General features: G+C 50.2%; 17 protein-coding genes. 6 read left to right on the forward strand and 11 right to left on the reverse strand.

Annotated elements, in window-relative coordinates:
• Positions 1–112: 112 nt before the first annotated feature.
• From ACOJUN_RS13870 to ACOJUN_RS13900, 7 genes are all read right to left on the reverse strand, one after another.
• On the reverse strand, positions 113–3,205 hold the full coding sequence (locus ACOJUN_RS13870) for an efflux RND transporter permease subunit (protein WP_422132533.1): 3,093 nt from the start codon (positions 3,203–3,205) through the stop codon (positions 113–115).
• Positions 3,202–4,392, reverse strand: a complete 1,191-nt coding sequence (locus tag ACOJUN_RS13875) for an efflux RND transporter periplasmic adaptor subunit (protein ID WP_422132534.1) — start codon at positions 4,390–4,392, stop codon at positions 3,202–3,204. Before ACOJUN_RS13875 ends, ACOJUN_RS13870 begins: the two co-directional genes overlap by 4 nt.
• A gap of 7 nt (positions 4,393–4,399) precedes the next feature.
• A complete protein-coding gene (locus ACOJUN_RS13880) occupies positions 4,400–5,824 on the reverse strand; it encodes an efflux transporter outer membrane subunit (protein WP_422132535.1) in 1,425 nt (474 codons plus the stop codon).
• A gap of 66 nt (positions 5,825–5,890) precedes the next feature.
• Positions 5,891–6,391 carry a protein disulfide oxidoreductase gene (locus tag ACOJUN_RS13885; protein WP_422132536.1) on the reverse strand — a complete coding sequence of 167 codons (501 nt, stop codon included), beginning with the start codon at positions 6,389–6,391 and terminating at the stop codon, positions 5,891–5,893.
• Positions 6,392–6,402: 11 nt separating this feature from the next.
• On the reverse strand, positions 6,403–6,969 hold the full coding sequence (locus tag ACOJUN_RS13890) for a DUF4202 domain-containing protein (protein ID WP_422132537.1): 567 nt from the start codon (positions 6,967–6,969) through the stop codon (positions 6,403–6,405).
• 70 nt (positions 6,970–7,039) lie between these two features.
• Positions 7,040–7,561, reverse strand: coding sequence for a flavin reductase family protein (locus ACOJUN_RS13895; protein WP_422132538.1), 522 nt, complete (start codon positions 7,559–7,561; stop codon positions 7,040–7,042).
• A 146-nt stretch (positions 7,562–7,707) separates the two neighbouring features.
• On the reverse strand, positions 7,708–8,115 hold the full coding sequence (locus tag ACOJUN_RS13900) for an SCP2 sterol-binding domain-containing protein (RefSeq protein ID WP_422132539.1): 408 nt from the start codon (positions 8,113–8,115) through the stop codon (positions 7,708–7,710).
• Between the two features lie 225 nt (positions 8,116–8,340).
• On the opposite strand from ACOJUN_RS13900, the gene ACOJUN_RS13905 reads away from it, so the two are divergent.
• The gene (locus ACOJUN_RS13905; protein ID WP_422132540.1) at positions 8,341–9,237 is read left to right on the forward strand and encodes a 1,4-dihydroxy-2-naphthoyl-CoA synthase; all 897 of its coding nucleotides are present in this window, start codon (positions 8,341–8,343) and stop codon (positions 9,235–9,237) included.
• A 252-nt stretch (positions 9,238–9,489) separates the two neighbouring features.
• A complete protein-coding gene (locus ACOJUN_RS13910) occupies positions 9,490–10,236 on the forward strand; it encodes an enoyl-CoA hydratase-related protein (protein WP_422132541.1) in 747 nt (248 codons plus the stop codon).
• Between the two features lie 17 nt (positions 10,237–10,253).
• On the opposite strand, the gene ACOJUN_RS13915 is transcribed toward ACOJUN_RS13910, so the two are convergent.
• The 3 genes from ACOJUN_RS13915 to ACOJUN_RS13925 form a co-directional block, all read right to left on the reverse strand.
• The gene (locus ACOJUN_RS13915) at positions 10,254–10,712 is read right to left on the reverse strand and encodes a YcgN family cysteine cluster protein (protein WP_422132542.1); all 459 of its coding nucleotides are present in this window, start codon (positions 10,710–10,712) and stop codon (positions 10,254–10,256) included.
• A 90-nt stretch (positions 10,713–10,802) separates the two neighbouring features.
• Entirely contained in the window at positions 10,803–12,293 is a 1,491-nt protein-coding gene (locus ACOJUN_RS13920) for an SLC13 family permease (RefSeq protein WP_422132543.1), read from the reverse strand.
• Between the two features lie 77 nt (positions 12,294–12,370).
• Positions 12,371–15,583: a hypothetical protein gene (locus ACOJUN_RS13925; RefSeq protein ID WP_422132544.1), complete on the reverse strand. Its 3,213-nt coding sequence runs from the start codon at positions 15,581–15,583 to the stop codon at positions 12,371–12,373.
• A 174-nt stretch (positions 15,584–15,757) separates the two neighbouring features.
• On the opposite strand from ACOJUN_RS13925, the gene mobA reads away from it, so the two are divergent.
• The 3 genes from mobA to moaC are packed head-to-tail and all read left to right on the forward strand — an operon-like array spanning position 15,758 to position 17,363.
• Positions 15,758–16,342: a molybdenum cofactor guanylyltransferase gene (gene mobA, locus ACOJUN_RS13930; RefSeq protein WP_422132545.1), complete on the forward strand. Its 585-nt coding sequence runs from the start codon at positions 15,758–15,760 to the stop codon at positions 16,340–16,342.
• A gap of 23 nt (positions 16,343–16,365) precedes the next feature.
• Positions 16,366–16,890: a molybdenum cofactor biosynthesis protein B gene (gene moaB, locus ACOJUN_RS13935; protein ID WP_422137074.1), complete on the forward strand. Its 525-nt coding sequence runs from the start codon at positions 16,366–16,368 to the stop codon at positions 16,888–16,890.
• Positions 16,887–17,363 (forward strand): cyclic pyranopterin monophosphate synthase MoaC, encoded by a 477-nt coding sequence (moaC, locus tag ACOJUN_RS13940; RefSeq protein ID WP_422137075.1) that lies wholly within the window; start codon positions 16,887–16,889, stop codon positions 17,361–17,363. The genes moaB and moaC overlap by 4 nt, the downstream gene beginning before the upstream one ends.
• Positions 17,364–17,405: 42 nt before the next feature.
• Here moaC and ACOJUN_RS13945 read toward each other — a convergent pair whose 3' ends face one another.
• Positions 17,406–17,969, reverse strand: a complete 564-nt coding sequence (locus ACOJUN_RS13945) for an MYG1 family protein (protein WP_422132546.1) — start codon at positions 17,967–17,969, stop codon at positions 17,406–17,408.
• A gap of 80 nt (positions 17,970–18,049) precedes the next feature.
• Here ACOJUN_RS13945 and moaD point away from each other — a divergent pair, with 80 nt between their 5' ends.
• Positions 18,050–18,295, forward strand: a complete 246-nt coding sequence (gene moaD / locus ACOJUN_RS13950) for a molybdopterin converting factor subunit 1 (RefSeq protein WP_422132547.1) — start codon at positions 18,050–18,052, stop codon at positions 18,293–18,295.
• The last annotated feature ends 2 nt before the right edge of the window (positions 18,296–18,297 follow it).

An 18,297-nucleotide genomic window follows, 5' to 3' on the forward strand; every position in this document is an offset into this window, starting at 1 on the left:
CAAATAGCTCGCTATTCTCCTCAGAAACAGAGATTTTTATCCTCAATTTCTTGCAATCCTCGCTACGGACGCTTAAGTCCGACAGGCTGCTAAGGCATTGTTTCGGTTTACATCAATAAGCTTGCCCTGCCTCCCACTTAAACCGGCTTTTGATATCGTGCCCAACGCCAATCAGACAGGGAATGATGGCCAGAGTGATAAATGTGGCAAAGAGAATACCAAAGCCCAGGGAGATCGCCATGGGGATGAGCATTTGAGCTTCACGGGATGTTTCGAAAATCATCGGAGCTAAGCCGCCAAAAGTGGTCAGTGTCGTCAGGATAATGGGGCGGAATCGTCGGGTTGCGGCCTTATTAATCGCTTCTCGCCAATCTTTACCATCTTTTCTGTGCTTGTTGTAAGTAGTGAGTAGAATAAGGCTGTCGTTCACTACAACACCACAGAGTGCTATAACGCCCATAAAACTGATCATACTCAGGGTGTAACCCAGTATCATATGACCCAGGAAAGCACCTACCAGTCCAAAGGGAATAGCTGCCATGACCAGCAGCGGCTGGGTAAAGCTCTGAAAAGGTATAGCCAGCAGAGCGTAGATCAGAAGCATGGCCAGCAGGCTCGACTTCAGCAGTGCGCTCATGCTTTTTGCCGCACGTTTCTGGTCTCCTCCCAGGTCGATTTGCAGTCCCGGATACTTTGCCAAAAGCTCGTCAAACACATTTTTTTGCAAAGAGCTGATGATCTGAGGTGTAGAGCCTCTGGGGTTCACTTCTGCGGTAATATCAACGGTTCTGTTACCATCCCTGCGGATGACAGTTGATGGTGCAATGCTATGGTCTACGGTTGCGACACGAGTCAGAGGAATATAGTTGCCGTCGTCAGTACGAATCATCATGTTGAGAAGGTCGGCTTCACTCTGTCTCAGTGCTTCGTTCAACATGACTTTTACCGAAACTTCGTTTCTTCCTTCCTGTTGTTTTATAGCAGTGACTCCAAAGAGAGCATTGCGCAACTGCTTTGAAATATCATCAGCAGTGAGTCCCATTGCCATGCCTTCCTGACTGATACGGATATCCAGCTGAGGATTACCACTGGCAAAACTACTGGAGATATCTGTGACTCCGCTAAACTGTTGCAGTTGCCGTGAGAGGAATTCACTGGCCTGACTAAGAACTTCAGTGTCGCTGTGGCTCAGTTCAACGGTCAGGGCAGGATCACCTCCCGGTCCATGACCCGTCGTTGTGTAAGTGATACTCAGCAGGCCGTTCATTTCACCATTGGCTCTCCTCCAGAGTCTGGCAACTTCAGCCGTATTGATTGGACGTACATCAGGAGCCGTCAGGTTCAGAGAAACTCTGATCACCTCGTTCTCAATGATGGTTGTAAGGCCGCTAACCAGTTTATCGCCGCCATTTTCCCGGGCCAGCTTCTGAGCGCCAGCTTCAATGATTGCCAGAGTTTCCCTGATTTTACTGTCTGGACTACCGTATGGGAGGGTCGCGATGACCCTGACAAAGCTGGCATCGGTTCTGGGCATCAGATAAAAGCCCAGCCTGCCGCTGGCTTGCCATGCTCCAACCAGCACTACAATAGCCAGGGCAACGGAAAGTGACAGGTATTTATGATTAAGAATGCTGTTTAGTGCTGGCTTGTATCTTGTGTTTATAAACGACATTAGACGATTGTTGGCACTTTGTTGAACGCTGTCCAGCCATTGACCTGCTTTACCTTTTGGCCTGTCTTTCGTTTGCCCCAGATGGGCAGGGAGAATAAAAAGGGCCTCGATCCATGAAATAGCGAATACGCTGATGACCACCAGCGGAGTGGCCTGCTGTAGCTTACCCAGCATTCCGGGCAGGGTCAGAATCGGGAGAAAGGCTACCATATTGGTCAGGATACTGAACGTCAGTGGTACGGCGACGTCTCTGGCGCCAAGAATAGCTGCTCTGGAAAAACTCATTCCTTCCTGACGACGATGATAGATGTTTTCACCGGCAATAATGGCATCATCCACCACAATTCCAAGGGCGATGATAAAGGCAAACATGGAAATAATGTTGATGGAAACATCCATTCCGGGCAGTAATAGCATTGCTCCAAGAAAGGGTGTCGGAATCCCCATGGTGACCCAGAAGGCCAGGCGGTACTCCAGAAACAGGCTTAGAAGAACCAGCACCAGTAGCAGCCCCAGGAATGCATTTTTCAAAAGCAGGTTCATCTGGTTTTTGAAGTTTACCGAGTCATCATCGGTGATATCGATGCTCACTCCGGGAGGCAGTTCCGCCCTTATCTCAAGCAGAATATTTCTTACGGTATCCGATACACCGATGGGCGTTTGTTCTCCTACACGGTAAACAGTCAGTCCGGCTGCCAGCTGACCGTTATAACGTGCTTCCATTCCGTCATCGTCGAATTCATGGCTGAGTGTGGCAATGTCTCCCAGTTTCAGGGTGCTGCCACTGGTCATTGATTTGATCGGAACATCACGAAAAGTGTCAACCTGTTCACGACGTTCCTGAACCCTTACACTGATGTCGCCCCCGATAGCGTTAATTTCTCCGGAAGTTTGATCGAATGCCTGTTGACTGATAGCTTCGGAGACCTCTCCCAGAGTCAATTCATAACGTTGAAGCTGATCTTGATCGATACTGATCTGAATCTCATGCCCTGGTTCCATATCCAGCTCAATCTGGGTGAGTCCGGGGTCTTGCAGTAAACGGTCGCGAACGTTTTCTGCCAGAGTACGCAAAATCCGCTTGTCGACATCACCGTAGATCATGATTTCCATGACTTCTCTTTTACGACTCTTGACGGATATCCTTGGTTTTTCAGATTCTTCCGGCAGCGTGGTGAGCCGGTTTACTGCCTGATCAATTTCCTGAAGCATCTGGTTGGCATCATACCCTTCCATTACTTTGACGGTGATTGAGGCTGAGCCTGAAACCGAAGTTGAGTTGATCTCATCAATGCCTTCAATGCCCCGGATGGCATTTTCAACAGGCAGTACAATACCCAGATCGATCTCTTCGGGTGTTGCTCCCGAATAACTGACAGCGACCTCGATCCGATCAACATTGAATTCCGGCATAATTTCTTTCTTGATGCCCCAGGTGACAAACAGGCCGCCGATAATCAGAAAGAGCATCAGGAGATTCGGAGTGATTTTGTCACGGGCCATCCACGCGATAGCGCCTTTATTTTCGTTCATGGCTGCTTACCTGCATCAAAAGGCTTTTCAGTTCTTCGCAAGGGCAGGCCATCGACAGGGGCAATCAGCGAGGAGCTGACCAGTTGGTCACCATCTTCAAGACCAGAAAGCAGGATCGCTTTTTCGGAATCACGGTATACAGGTGAGAGGGTACGAATCTCAAGACTGTTATCCCGGGTTAACAGCCAGACCTGATGGCTGTTTCTTATCAGTGCTTCAGGCACGACAAAGGCATTGTCCACTTTTTTGCCCAGGATCTCTGCTCGGAGCAGGTCATTAATCATGACGGGAGGTTTATCGTTATTCTCTTCTCGTTGAGCCAGCGGGTCCTCAATCTCAATAATGACTTTTGCCATCAGAGAACCGTCGTTCAGTTCCGGAGATACGGAGATCAGTGTTCCCTGACGGGACTCCGTACCCCAATCCGGGCTGGTGATTTTCACCGCACTACCGGCAGGGTCTTCGTTGGCAAAATTCAGCCATTGCAATTGACCGGCAGGCACTTCCATTTCGATCCAGAAGCGGTCAGTAGAGATCAGCACCATCAAAGCGGTGCTGTTGTTAACCTGACTGCCGGGGTGAATAGTGTTGCTGATGATCTGGCTATCAAACGGAGCTGTTATGTGTGTTCTTCCAAGGTTCAGTTTTGCCTGATCCAGATTCGCCTGAGCCTGACTTAAGGCTGCTTTGGCGGCTTCCAGTTGAGGTTGCCGAAGGACCAGGGCTTCTTCTTCCGGAGAGAGCGTATTGCCTGTCAGTTCGTACTCCTGCCGGGCGATATTCTGCTGTCCCTGCTCCAGCTTCAATTCCGACCATGCCTGAGCGACAGCGGCTTCCTGTTCCCGAACAAGAATCTGATATTCATCCTGATCCAGAGCCACAAGCAGCTCACCTTTCCTGACACGGGAGCCGGGCACCAGACCATCAAGGATACCGTCGACCCTGCCACTGATCTCAGGATAAAGAGTGACCCGCTGACTGGGGATAACGGTACCCAGACCCCTGACACGAATGTTGACGGTTTGTTGTTCAACGGTAACCGTTTCCACCATTTGGGCTTTTTTCCCGGGTTCGGCACGACCGGCTTTGGGGGAGGTCGTCATCAGCAACCATGCTGCAATAACCGAGATAACAAGGATCAATAGAGGAGCAGCAGGTTTTTTCAGGTGTTGGATGGGGGGATTCATTTTCATATCAGTGTGTGAGCAGAGCCTTGTCTTGTTCAGTGCTTGCCATGCTTCCATGCCGGACGAGCTTTTCTATGTTCAGATCACCTGCCAGAGCTCGGTAAAGTTGAATTCGCGCGGCCAGAAGATTGCCCTTGCTAATCAGTTTCTGTTGTTCCAGATCCAGTCTGCTGTTTTGTGCGGTTAACACTTCAAGAAAAGTGCTGTCACCATTCTGATATCGGGTGAGTTTGAACTGTTCTGCCTTCAAAGCTAACGACAATTGTTTGTCAATACTCTCTAGGTGCTGGTGCACGGACTGTTCGCGAGTCAGTGTGGTTTCTACTTCCGTAAAGGCTTCGAGAACTGCTTGAGAGTATGTGTTCAGAGATTCGCTTAAAGCAGCTTGTCGACGATCGACTTCAGCTTTACGCATCCCGCCGTCAAAGAGTGGGCCTATCAGTCCGGCCGCCAGATTGGCTGCCCAATCATTCATCAGAGAAGAGAAGTTTGAGCTGGTGGATAACACTGAGGCCGTGAGATTGATCTGAGGTAGCCGGTTGGCTTCGGCCATTATTAATTGCTGGTTTTGACGCTCGACATTAAACCAGGCCTGTTTCAGATCCGGGCGACGACTCAGTAGGTCAGCTGGCAAGCCGGTAGCAGGAAGAGGTTTCAGCTCCGGGGTTTCCGGAATATCGATTGAGGGCAGAGTGCTTGTCCCAATCAGAAGCGCCAACTGTCGGGAAGTCAGTTGCTTCTGATGCCCGGCGGCGAGTTTTTTAGCCTTAAGATTTTCCAGAAGCTGTTGCTGTTGCAGCAGGTCTTCTGCCTGTGTCTGACCGTATCGGAATCGCAGTTCAATCACTGACAGCTGACGGGTCAGATTTTCAATCTGCTGGTGATAGAGTTTGATCAGAGTTTGCTGGGTGACCAATTCATACCAGTGACGGGCTACTTCAGACGACAATGTTATTGTTGCAATGGCCAGTGCTTCTCGGCTGGCGAGAAAATCGAATTCTGCAGAGGCTTCATTGGCTGTCAGGCGTGACCAGAGATCAATTTCATAACTGGCCATCAATCCGATCTGAAATTGCTCCATATTATTGGAAGACTGACGGGTTCGGCTGCCTGCGAAGGTCGCATCAACATTGGGAAGTGATGCTGCTCCAGATTGTCTGGCAGCGGCTTCAGCCTGACGAAGCCTGTCCGTTGCCGCTTTCAGACTGAAATTATCGGTCAGTGCTTTTTCAATAAGAGTATTGAGCTGGGGGTCATTGAAGCTTTGCCACCAGAGGCTGTACCTGGCTTCATTGCCGGATTGAGAAAAGGCCGCTGGCAGAGAAACTTCTGGTGACGATAAGTTGTTCTGCGTGGTACAACCCGACATCAGGAGGAGCAAGGTTCCTATTGTCAGGTATCGTAGGTATTTCATGGCTGAGAAACGAGTCATTCTAAACAGCCATTATCCTGAAACCGTGATTTTGGATCAAAGGTAATTACCAAATGCTTAGATAAGCTATTGATTTATCCACAGCCTTGCCAGCATTCCTGCCTTGCTGGTGTAGCCTGTTGTAATGGTTTTGATTTCACCGTTTCTGATGATGAAAATAGACGGCGTCACGCTGACATTCCAGGCTCTGCTGACAGAGCCCTGCGGATCATTAATGACGGAAAAGTGCAAATCTTTAGCATTAAGGTATCGCGCTACTCTCTCATTGTTGCCCGAGGCCAGGGCCACGCTAACGACCTGATACTCTTCTGACAAATCACTCACCGCAGGGCTGACCCAGTGACAGACCCGGCACCAGCTGGCCCAGAAATAAAGCAGGACGGGCTTTTCCTCAGACAGTGTGTAAAGGTCGACTGCTTCTCCGTTTATGGGGATTGCACGCAGCTCTGGAGCCTTGCCTGAAGGCATATCTTTTTGTAGATAGACGTTGTATGCCGTCATGACTGCAACACCGATTAGCAGCGTGAAGAAGGCTTCCCGAATAAACTTGCCAAGACGTATGCTCATTGAAATCCTTTCTAAGTCAGAGCTTTCAGAATCAGGCTCACTGCTTCAGCAGGCAGATCCAGTGCAAGGGCTTCCCGGTGAGCCTGTTCTGACATTTTGGCCCAGGTCTTCTGGACAATTCGAATAACTTTATCTTCCGGGTGCTTCCCGGCAAAGTTCAGAAAGTCGGTTTCAATAAATACCAGACAGGCGCAGTCTTCAAGGGTCTGTGCTTCGGCATTGCGTTTGATACCAAGTTTGCGAATGATACTTTCGGTCTGCTTGCAACTCTCTTGACTGTAACCATTCTCCTGCATGACCGCTATTGCTTTTCGGGCGTGCAGCTTGCCCAGTTCGGTTCGCCATTTAAGGTATCCGGGGCGATCCATCGGGAATTCTGAGCGCGGAATTTCCCAACGGCAGAGATGCTGGCTGCGAACAGCAATCTGCAATTCTTCAGAAGCATCCGGGCTTAACTTATGGAGCCATGCAGACATATTCTCTGCATAGATCAGTTCTTTGGCTTTACCTTCGAAGGTTTCAGGGTCTTGTTCATGCAGCTTGTCGATCGCTGCGAGAGTATGTTGAATACGGCTCATGGACTTTTATGTTTTTGTGGGTGGATTTCTATCAGGATAGATGGCGTTGCTATCGTGAGAATTCTCATATTCAGGCAGCTCTTTCTGCTTCAGACAGATCGGTCAGAGTGCCGTATTGTTGCCGGGCATAAACCAGTGGCAATGAGCCCCGGTTCAGGCGAACTTCGCGAACATGGCCAATACAAATATGATGGGTACCGGACTTATTGATTTCCTGCAGTTCACAGACGACGCTGGCCAAAGCTTCATCCAGCATGGGTGCTCCGTATTGAGACGTTGTCCAGTCTCCTGCTTCCAGGAATCGCTGCTCGCCTCTGGCACCTGAACTGCCGGCAAATACATCAGATACATTTTGCTGGTCTGCGCTCAGAACATTGATACAGAAATAACCGCTGGCTCTGATTTCTGCCAGTGTCTGTACGTCTTCATGGATACAAGCCAGCATGGAAGCCGGTTCCATGGATAAAGAGCATACGGCTGTGGCCGTAAGACCGTTTCTTGATCCGTCATGTTGTGAAGTAATGACGTTGACGGAGGCTGCTAGTTCCTGCATGGCCTGTTTAAAGTCCGAAACCAGAGACTGATCACTCATAAACTGCACTCACGATTGGAAAGGAATTGAAAATAGCTACTTATGCGAAATTGGGTACTATGATACCAATCAAACAGAAGTGCCGATAGAGAGGGAGAGACCTGCTGATTTCCAACAGGTCGAGAGGCCATTAACTCCGGAGAAGGTCATTCGTTGCGAAAAAAGTCGTTGAGCCTGGTAGCCAGCATCATATTGCCTTCAGTGCGAACCTTGCCAGCCATGAAGGCCTGCATGCCATCCAGTTTACCGGTCATGATACCGACAAAAGATTCAGTGTCTGTGATTAAGGTGACACTGGGGTCATTACTGGTGCCCCTGACCACACGACAAGTGCCGTCATCGATGGTAATGTGATAGCTATCCCCGTCCGTAATATCAAACTGAAAAATCAGTTTTTGCCCTACTGCGGCAATGGCATCAAAACGGTTGGGCATTTCATCAAAGATTTCTTGCACCGTGGCCATTGTTATAACTCCATGAGTATTTTTTCTGTTATATCCTGAGGCTCTTAAGTGGGTCAGGCTTTTATGTATTGTGAAATATTCGCAGATCATATCCGATTTTTATGAAAAACTCTCCTGGATATTGCCTTATTGACAGACACCAACCCATGGTAAAGGTTTTTCATAACTTTTAGACAGGGCTATGCTTCAGTCAATCCGCAAGGCTTCTGAATCACGGCTTTTTTATGGATTATTTAATGGCACTGCCTGGCTGTTATACGACAATTGTTCGCTAAAATCTTTTGTCGCTACGGTCTGTGTGTCTCGGGAGGTCCTATGGTTTCTGAAATTTTTAATCCGGAACATTGGCAGGAAGTGGATGGCTTTGAATTTGAAGACATTACTTATCACAGAGCCAGACATCAGGGAACCGTGAGAATTGCTTTTAACCGGCCCGAGTGTCGAAATGCTTTTCGACCCCAGACAGTGGATGAACTGTTCCGGGCGCTCGAACATGCGAGAACCTCCAGCAATATAGGCGTTGTGATTCTGACGGGCAACGGTCCATCCCCGAAAGATGGAGGTTGGGCTTTCTGCTCCGGAGGCGACCAGCGTATGCGTGGCAAAGACGGCTACAAGTATGAGGGAATACCTCAGGATGCGCAGGATCATGCCCGTCTGGGGCGTTTGCACATTCTTGAAGTGCAGCGACTGATCCGGTTTATGCCCAAGGTGGTGATGGCGGTAGTGCCCGGGTGGGCCGCAGGAGGTGGGCACAGCCTGCATGTTGTCTGCGACCTGACACTGGCTTCGGAAGAACACGCCATTTTCAAACAGACTGATCTGGATGTAGCCAGCTTTGATTCGGGGTATGGCTCAGCCTATCTGGCCAAAATGGTCGGACAAAAACGGGCCCGCGAAATCTTTTTCCTAGGATTGGATTACTCCGCTCAGGAGGCCTTTGAAATGGGCATGGTTAATAAAGTAGTGCCTCACGCAACGCTGGAAGAAGTGGCTCTGCAATGGGCAGGCATGATCGGCGAGAAATCACCAACAGCTGTTCGCATGATGAAATTTGGCTTAAACATGACTGATGATGGTATGGTTGGCCAGCAGCTGTTTGCCGGCGAAGCAACCCGGCTGGCCTATGGCACGGAAGAAGCCAGGGAAGGACGTGATGCTTTTCTGGAAAAGAGATCCAGGGACTTTTCTCGTTTTCCTTACCATTATTAAGGATGGGTCGAGGCGTTGGTCTATAGTTTCTCTGGCTCCCATGCTTTTAACTCTCTGGACCCAAGCGTGGGAACCCATACCTTACCACAGATTTTAGAGCCCGGATTTTCAGGGGGTATACATTCCCTTGCGGAGCTTGGGAAAGAATAATTGGGTCGAGATACGGGTCTCAATTTACCGAGACTGGCTGCGGTTAGTGTTCAAATTAGTGAACTCAGGAAAATAAGAAAACAACTCTCAAAGGTGATGAATTTGTCTGAAAATAATGTAGTGCTTGAGCAAAATGGTTCGGTCTTGATTGTGACCATGAACAGGCCGGAAAAAAAGAATGCCCTGACCAGTGCTATGTATGCCGATATGGCCAAAGCACTGGCCGATGCAGATAAGAATGATGCTGTTCGTGTTGTTCTGATTCAGGGATACACCGATGCCTTTACGGCAGGCAATGATCTGGGTGACTTTCTGAAACAGGGTCTGGGTCTCGACTCCCCTGTAATGACGTTCCTTCGTCAACTGGTTGCTTTGGAAAAGCCCTTGGTGGCAGCGGTCAGTGGTGTCGCTGTCGGTGTTGGTGTTACGATGCTGTTGCACAGCGACTTGGTTTATATTGCTAAAAACGCCAAGCTGAGATTACCGTTTGTCAACCTGGCCCTGGTCCCGGAGGCGGCTTCCAGCCTTCTGCTGCCTCAGGTGATGGGTCATCAGCGTGCCGCAGAACTGCTTATGCTGGGGGACTTTTTTGATGCAGAAACGGCCCGGGATTACGGTATAGCCAACGAAGCGGTTGATACTGATCATATCTTTGAACATGCCCTGGCCAGGGCTGAAGAGTTGGCCGCCAAGCCAAAAGAAGCACTGAGATACACCAAAAAACTGCTTAAACAGTCCTACCGCAGTGATGTCGAGAAAAGACTGACCGATGAAGGCGCTCTTTTTGCTGAACGACTTCAGTCGGACGAGGCTCGCGAGATTATGAGTGCCTTTATGGGGAAAGCCTGATAGTCAGGAGTTATCTGTCATCCGGTGCGAATAATGTAATCAAACCAATCCGAAGGGTCTGGCACGTCTTCTTCGGATGCGACAGGTTTTCCTTTTACTGAAAAACCAGCCTTGTGAACTGAGTCCGGATCACCCGTAATCAAAGGGTGCCATTCAGGTAGATCATAGCCCTCATGCAATAACCGATATGCACAGCTGTCGGGCAGCCATGGGAGATGTTCCTGCATGGTTCCGGGGGTGAGCATAATACAGTCGGGCACAAACTTGCGGCGATGTTTGTAGTTTTGACATCGACCCGTTGTGAGATCCAGTAATTTACAGGAAACCGCGACGGCATGAATCTCGCCGGTGTTGTCATCAATGAGTTTGTTCAGACAACAGCGCCCGCAGCCGTCACAAAGAGACTCCCATTCATTACGGGTCATGGCTTTCAGGCTTTTGGTGCGCCAGAAAGGTTCTTGGGCTGGTGAAGACATAGGCTGGAAATCGGCTGGTATGAGAGTGTGAAACTTACCGCAAATCTTCGACTTAAGATATAGGTGGCTTCACACTCTATCCTGTTTTGGCTAATGGGTCGGAGACAAGAGTCCGGTCCACTGCCACCAGGTCATTGAGAAGAGTACAAAGGTCAACAGACTGGCCAGAGTCAGCAGCAAACCGATCCGGGCAAATGTTTTTGCCTGGAAGGTGCCTGTTGAATAGGCCACCATGTTCTGGGGTGAGTTCACCGGCAGAATCATACCAAAGCTCACGGCAAACAGTTGTATGAGCACCAGCCCCATGGCGTTATGTATCATGCTGTCTGGCAGGGTGTCGGCAAAAGCCAGGAATACTGGCAGTAATGCTACGGTCAGGCTCATTGCCGAGGCAAAGCCCAAATGCATGACCACAGTAAACAATGTCATGACGAACACCAGCAGGGCCAACGACATGGTGTGAATTTCCATGGATGAAAAACAGCGTTCTGCCAGCCAGGCAGCAGCGCCTGTACTCACCAGTTGCTGACCGAGACTGATGCTGACGCCAAACATGACGATGACGCCCCAGGGAATGCGCTTCTCAATATCTTTCCAGCTTTCAAAGACCCCAATTCCGGGCAGCAGCAGACAAACGGACATCAATAACATGGTGGCTGGAACAGTAATGTGGTGAAACGTGCCCTCGGTCACCCAGAGGCTGATCAGGAGAACGGTAAAAAGTGCCAGCTTTTTCTGTTGGGAGGTCCAGGGGTCGGAAGAGGTGTCCAGGCATTGGCCGATGTCGTCTTTCAAAGCGTGTCCCTTGACCTCCATTTTCAAAATAAAATACAGGATTACCGTCATCAGGGCCGACCAGGGACCGGCATGGATCAACCATTGAATCCAGGTCATGGTGAAGCCCGTGTGTTCATGCATCAACTCAAGGCCCGCCACATTGTGGCCGGTGGCTGTCATGACACCAACGTTCCATATTGTGCTGACCTGGGCGGCCCCCATAATCAATACCGCTGCCAGACGGCTTTTGGGGTCCAGGCCCAGTGTTGCGATCACCCCTGCCAGAATAGGAACCTGAACGGCCGTACGTCCAGTGGGTGAAGGAATCATAAACGAAAACACCACGCCGACCAGAAGGCAGCCGGCAATAATAGCGCCGGGGCTGGGGCGAATGCGTGACAGAATGGTCAGGGCGATACGTTTGTCCAGCTCTGTGGACTGCATAGCGGCAGCCATGATCAGTGCACCGGCTATAACAATAATGCTGGGCGATGAAAAGCCTTTCATCGCCAGTCCCAGTGCTTTACTGGTACCCAGGACTGCACCGGTTTCACTGCTGGGGACAATGCCTGTCAGGAGGGTAACCAGTGCAGCAATAAGCAGGGCACTGATAGGGTAAGCCAAAGCTTCTGTTACCCAGAGAATGACCGCCAAAACCAGAATGCCCAGCATAATCTGGCCATAAGCGGTCAAACCTTCAAGAGGCAAAGAGATCACCAGAAGGAGTGCACAGAACGACAGGGGAACAGCCAGTCTTGCAGTCCATTGTTTCAATGCTGTAGTGTTTTCCAGATGGCTGGACATGATACAACCTCATTCAATTATTAGTGTTCGTAGGAGAGGAACCTTAAAGTCTAATAAAGGATGAAGTTCTTGCAGGATTAATCGTCTTCAAAAACGAATTTTTGCAGTAATAAGTACTTTTGTGCCATATCTTCTGCGTCTTCCAGCAGGTTTTCAGCGTCCTTAAGATGACCCTCCGGGCTGTAGTGCTCCGACAGCTTTTCAGTCAACGCCTGACACTGGAAGATATGTTCTCTGGCCGAGGTCTGGTTAGCTTCGGGAGACATTGGGTTTTTGACGGCTGCAGGGCCAATGGCCGTTATGGTGAGCATGCTGTTATCAGCCTCAAGGGTCTCAACGGCGGGATCAAGAGCTGTCTTTTTCGGTGCAAAAGTAGACAGGGAATCCAGTCTCAGGTGTTCCGGTTGGATGCCCCGTTCAGGCAATTCTGTATGCACCACCACCGTTTCAAACCATGCCGCCATAATCTGCTGACGAATGGCTGCTGCCTCTTGGGTAGTTGCGTCATGGTGTTGCAGGTAAGCATCGGCAATTTCAAGAAACTGGCACAGTTGGGCAGGTAGCTCCATGTCAATCTGGATGACGTGCCGGTTTTCAGTGTGAAAGATTTTCAACGGTACCGGTTCATTCTTAAGTGAGAGGCAGAGCTTTTCCAATTCGCCAGTGATTGTATATTGGCTGTTGTTGTCAAAATCTTCCTTCCTTTCGATCAGGTTGAGCTGGATTCTGTTGAGCATGTTCTCTCTGATACCAGGAAGGACAGGCGCCATATGACCCAGTCTCTCCTGCATGTTTTTGGCCAAAGACTGGCTGAATGACGAGTCGGTAACCGTCGTGTAGAAAGGGCTCCTTAGCGCAGGTTCATTGAGAGCGGAAGCCGGGGGCAATGAAAATGCACACCGACAGGCTAAACGCTTTGGCGGCCTGGCTTGCCCGTCAGTCTCGGCCTTATGGGCTTTATCATCGACGGTTTTTGTTGCCAGATATTCGGCGCTGGGCGCGTCAGGCTCTGCCCGGGCATTGATCAGGAGGTCCACAGGGACTTTGTTCCTGTGGCTGCCCTGTTCGCTCTGATGTTCCAGATGAACAAGATGTTTTGTATTTTGCTGATCAGGCGCTTCAATATCGACGACCCGGGCATTGGCGACCATTTTAAGGGGCGACGCATCAGGCCCGGCCATCTCAAGGACCTGGTTCCAGAGAGCCTGATGCAGGGTGCCCGCTGAAATTTCTCCAAAACCGTCCGGGTGCAGCAGACCTGAGCTGCTGTCAGTGTTTTGTGGAGAATGGTGTTCAGGGTCTGGCAGGCTTGTAAACAGCAGGTCAAACTGTGCACCGAGATGAAAGCGTAATGCTTCCATCCATTGCGGGTCGAGCCGGACTGTCTCGTTGGCAGCAAAGACGGGTTCCGGGTTCAATAACAGGGTAACATTGGCGCCAGCTTCAACCTGTGTCAACGCCGCCAGCAGTCCATGGATGCCGGAACCATCAATGATAACTTGTGGGTGGTATTCCGCCTGCTGATGTTTATCCAGAATCCAGCCAGTAAGAGTGGCATTAATGGCCGGGCTGTCCAGACTGGCAAGATCATAAAGTTTCGACAACGTTTGCCTGGAATAGCTGTCTGGCCAGTTACGTCCGTCCAGCAGCAGGGAGTCTCCCCACTTTTTTCCCAGCCGCTGCGCTATTTCCAGTTTCTGCTTTTTGGCTGCGATAATGGCCTGTAATTCTTCCCCGGTGAGTGTTATTCCATCTTCGATTTTCTTTCTGATTTCAGCAGGATCAACCTCTTCCAGCTGGTCAACCAACTGTGCAAAGGACTCATGCTCGGTGCTGTAGGTTAATAATTCGTTCTCTAACTGTGCCCTGACATCCACCAGCTTTGCCCTGGCTTCCAGGGGGTGGTCACTTTCATCGGGATCTTCGATTTCAAAGCCCAGCTCTTCCATTAATTCGTCGGTATCTTTAACCTGCTCGAGAAACTCCAGCTGAAATGCATCGATTTTTTTAGCCGGATCGCCGTTGGGGTAGGGCAGTTTTCGAAAACCGAGTTGATTGATATCCCTGACCAGGTGTTGGGTAAGGCTGAAACGCATGGGGCTGCTGATTTGACTGATCTCATCCGTGCATTCAGTGAACGCTTCGGGCGACAAGTCGGCTTTCAGCATGCGAACCGCCTGCCACATTTGTTCGGTTTGCCGTTTTCTGTATTGATTAGACAGACCGGCAGCGGCAAAGCTTTGCTCCAGCTGCGCTTTTAATTCATCCGAGTCGTCGGATGTGTGTTCTTCGAGAAACACACAGGTGTAGTACAACCAGAGAAACTGATCTGCGTCGGCAAGATTGATTGCAGGCAGCTTTGTCTCCAGCTCTTTTCGAGCCTCTTCGAGCATAAGCCGGGGCACTTTCGGAAAAATCACCGGGCGTTCAAGCGAATCCATTGGGACCAGAGTGATAGGTCTTGATATTGGAGAAACCGGGGCCTCAGGCGGGTCTTCCGGCACTTCCACCGGTGTCGGTATGTAGGGGATGCCGCCGTTGATGGGCGGAGAGTCTGTGGTTTCTGACGGCTGCTGAAGCACAGGCGTTGCTTCGAAGTCTATCGGTGTTGATTCACCCGGCTGTTGGGCCTCTTCAGCGGGTGGAGTAACAGTAATGGTCGGTGGCGTAAAGGGAATAGCAGGGATTTCCGGAGGTGTCCTTTTTTTAACCTCTCTGGCAGGGCCACTGCTTTTCATGGCATCGGGAAACTGGTGCCTCTTCGGGTTGCCGGACACCTCTCTGATCCGTCCTTTGAAGTTCATGGCATCCTGCAGTTTGACTTTTCTTTTTGGCAGAGGTTTGCTGGTAACGGGTTCTTTTTTTTGGTCAGGGCGTAACATCAGTGCTTCGTTTTCTTCTATTACTTTGGCTTCCCTTTCCGAAAAAAAGACGTATCGACCGGCTTTGGCGCCTTCAAAGACCTGTTTTCGCAGAGATAAGCTAGTCTCAGGCTTGCGAATAACGTCGATGATCATTTCCCTGAGCGTTCTTTCAGCCTCTGCGTTTCTCCGGTGTAACAGTTTCCAGGAGCCTTGCTTCAGAAACTCTTTTGGGGAGGTCTCTACAACTGGCCGACCATCCCTGCCCATAGCGACACGGCAGGCCCGCCCTTCCTGAGTAGCCTGGTCGATGAGCCCCAGATGATGGCTTATGTGTTCTTCTATGCTGGGCATGTCAGTCTCTGATGCTTCCCTGATTGACCGGGAAAGTCTTTTTTCGCTCCCGGGAGTCTGCAGGATGGAATCCATCAATTTAATTAGCGGCACGGAATCGGTTCGGTAAAGAGCAGATTTAAACGACCAGTCATTTTTGGTTACCGGTTTGGGCTATGCAACTTTTTAGCCTTAACCTCTACAGGACAGACTGGTAGAATCCTCAACCCGTTCATCTGGCAAAACGTTTTATGGTCAGGGTGCCTGAATATGACCCAAACTATCGGACTGGTGCTGGCGGGTGGCCAGTCTTCCCGGATGGGGCAGGACAAGGCTCGTCTGCTCTGGCAGAACATTCCCCTGTTTCAACATATGCAAAATCTGCTGCATGAGTCGGGTATCGATAAAGTACTGCTCAGTGGTGACCAGTTTGGCAGCAGGGCGCTGGTGGATAAAATACCTGGCCGGGGACCTCTTGGCGGTGTTCATGCGGCCATTGACACTCTACCCGATGGTGTGAACCTTTTGGTGGTACCAGTGGATATGCCTCTATTGCCACCGGAAGCCTGCAGGAAGCTGGTATTATCTGCAGCTGAGCTGGGCAGGGCGGTTATCTTTGAAACCTTTTCCCTGCCACTTATTCTGCCTGTCGACAGCCAGCTACGAAGTGCCGTCAATAGTGCGCTGAGCAGTCAGGATCACCAAGACTATTCACTTGGACGGCTGTTTGATCGTCTGCAGGGTGTGGCTGTCCCGCTTCCTGCCCCAATGGCAGCGTATTTCCAGAACACCAACACCCCCGATGAGTGGCATCGTGCCCTGAAAGCCAAGAGCGGGGAAAAGCTTGAGAAATGATTAACGGTATTAACGGAGACATGATGGCTCATAAGCAAGCAACTGAATTAGTACCCCTGAATATTGCGGTTCTGACTGTTTCTGATACCCGCACAGAGGAAACAGATACCTCCGGCCAACTGTTGGTGGATAATCTGACCGCCACCGGTCATAAACTGGCTGACAAAGCCATTGTCAAAGACGACATCTACAAGATTCGTGAAGTCGTATCCCGCTGGATCGCCTCGGATCATGTTCAGGTCGTTCTGGTGACCGGCGGCACAGGTTTTTCGGGCCGTGACAGTACACCGGAAGCCTTACTCCCCATTTTTGACAAGGAGGTAGACGGTTATGGCGAGCTGTTCCGGCAACTCTCCTATGAGCAGGTGGGTACCTCTACTATTCAGTCGAGAACCGTTGCCGGCTTGGCCAATGGCACCATCATTTTTGCGATGCCGGGTTCTAACAACGCTTGCAAGACTGCCTGGGAAGGTATTATCAGAGAGCAGTTGGACCGTCGTCATCGCCCCTGCAACTTTGTCGAGCAACTCAAAAAGGTTGAAGGCTGATGTCGCTCACCCATACCAACGAAGAGGGCAAGGCCAGCATGGTGGACGTGGGTGACAAAAATGTCACCCGGCGTGAAGCCAGGGCAGAAGGTTTCGTGGTGATGAAGCCGGAAACGCTGGCACTGGTAGCCGACAATGGTCTCAAGAAAGGCGATGTTCTGGCGGTAGCACGCATTGCCGGTATTCAGGCTGCTAAACAGTGTGGCAACCTGATCCCTCTGTGTCATCCGTTAATGCTTAACTTCATTGGCGTAGAATTTGAACTTGAGCCAGAGCAAAACCGCATACGTATTGAGACCTGCTGTCGCCTGAGCGGTAAAACCGGTGTTGAAATGGAAGCACTGGCAGCAGCTTCAGTGGCGGCTTTGACGATCTACGACATGTGCAAGGCGGTGGATAAGGATATGTGCATTGAAGGTGTGCGGGTGCTTGAGAAAAGCGGTGGCAAGGGCGGCCACTACAAAGCAGGGTAGATGGCTGTGGCAACATAGGAAGCTGCCACTGGTTTGCGGGTTTTAGTTAATGGGTTGTCGTTGCCGGATTAATAATTCCAGTTGTTCAAAGCGTTCAGTGAACTTGGCATCCATCTGCTCCATGCGTTCGGCGAACTTTGAATCCATCTGGTCCATGCGTTCGGTGAATTTTGAGTCCATCTGGTCCATGCGTTTTGTGAATTTTGAGTCCATCTGGTCCATGCGCTTGGTGAATTTTGAGTCCATATGATCCATACGTTCATTGAGCTCAGTGTTCATTTGATTAATTGTTTTATCCGTTTGATCCGTACGCTCGGTGAATCTGGCGTCCATCTCATCAAAGCGTTTGTCGGTTCTCATAAAGCCGGCATGAGTTGCAGCGGTTAAGGCATTGACATGTTCCTTAACCGACCCAACATCATTTTTAACATCAGCAATGTCGTTGATAACGTCTGCGACATCAAGCTTTAATCCGGTGATATCACTCTGATTGGTCAGGGCGATATTTTTGATTTCTGCACAGACCTTTGCGAGGCTATGCACGTCGGCGTCCAGGTTTTTATGTTGTATTTCCAGTATGTCGAGTCTGGCTTCGATGGGTGACATAGATACAGCCTTGTTTTAGTAGAACGTTATTGAGTAGAACTCTCAAAGTAGCAGACTTTTTCCAGAGGAGAGTAAATCCGGTGATTAAGGTTCTTTTTTTTGCCAGCTACCGGGAAAAGCTGGGTACAGACAGACTGGAGCTGGCAGAGATTCCAGAGAATCTTTCTGCACTCCGAAGTCTGCTCTCTGCAAAGGGGCAAGACTGGCAGGAAGTCGTCAATGACTCACGCACCCTGGTGGCTTTGAACCAGACCATGACCCGCAAGGATTTTGAAATAAAAGAAGGCGACGAAATTGCTTTCTTTCCCCCCGTCACCGGAGGGTGATC

Origin of the sequence: Endozoicomonas sp. ALD040 (assembly GCF_049275945.1) — a bacterium.
Taxonomy (GTDB): Bacteria; Pseudomonadota; Gammaproteobacteria; order Pseudomonadales; family Endozoicomonadaceae; genus Endozoicomonas_A.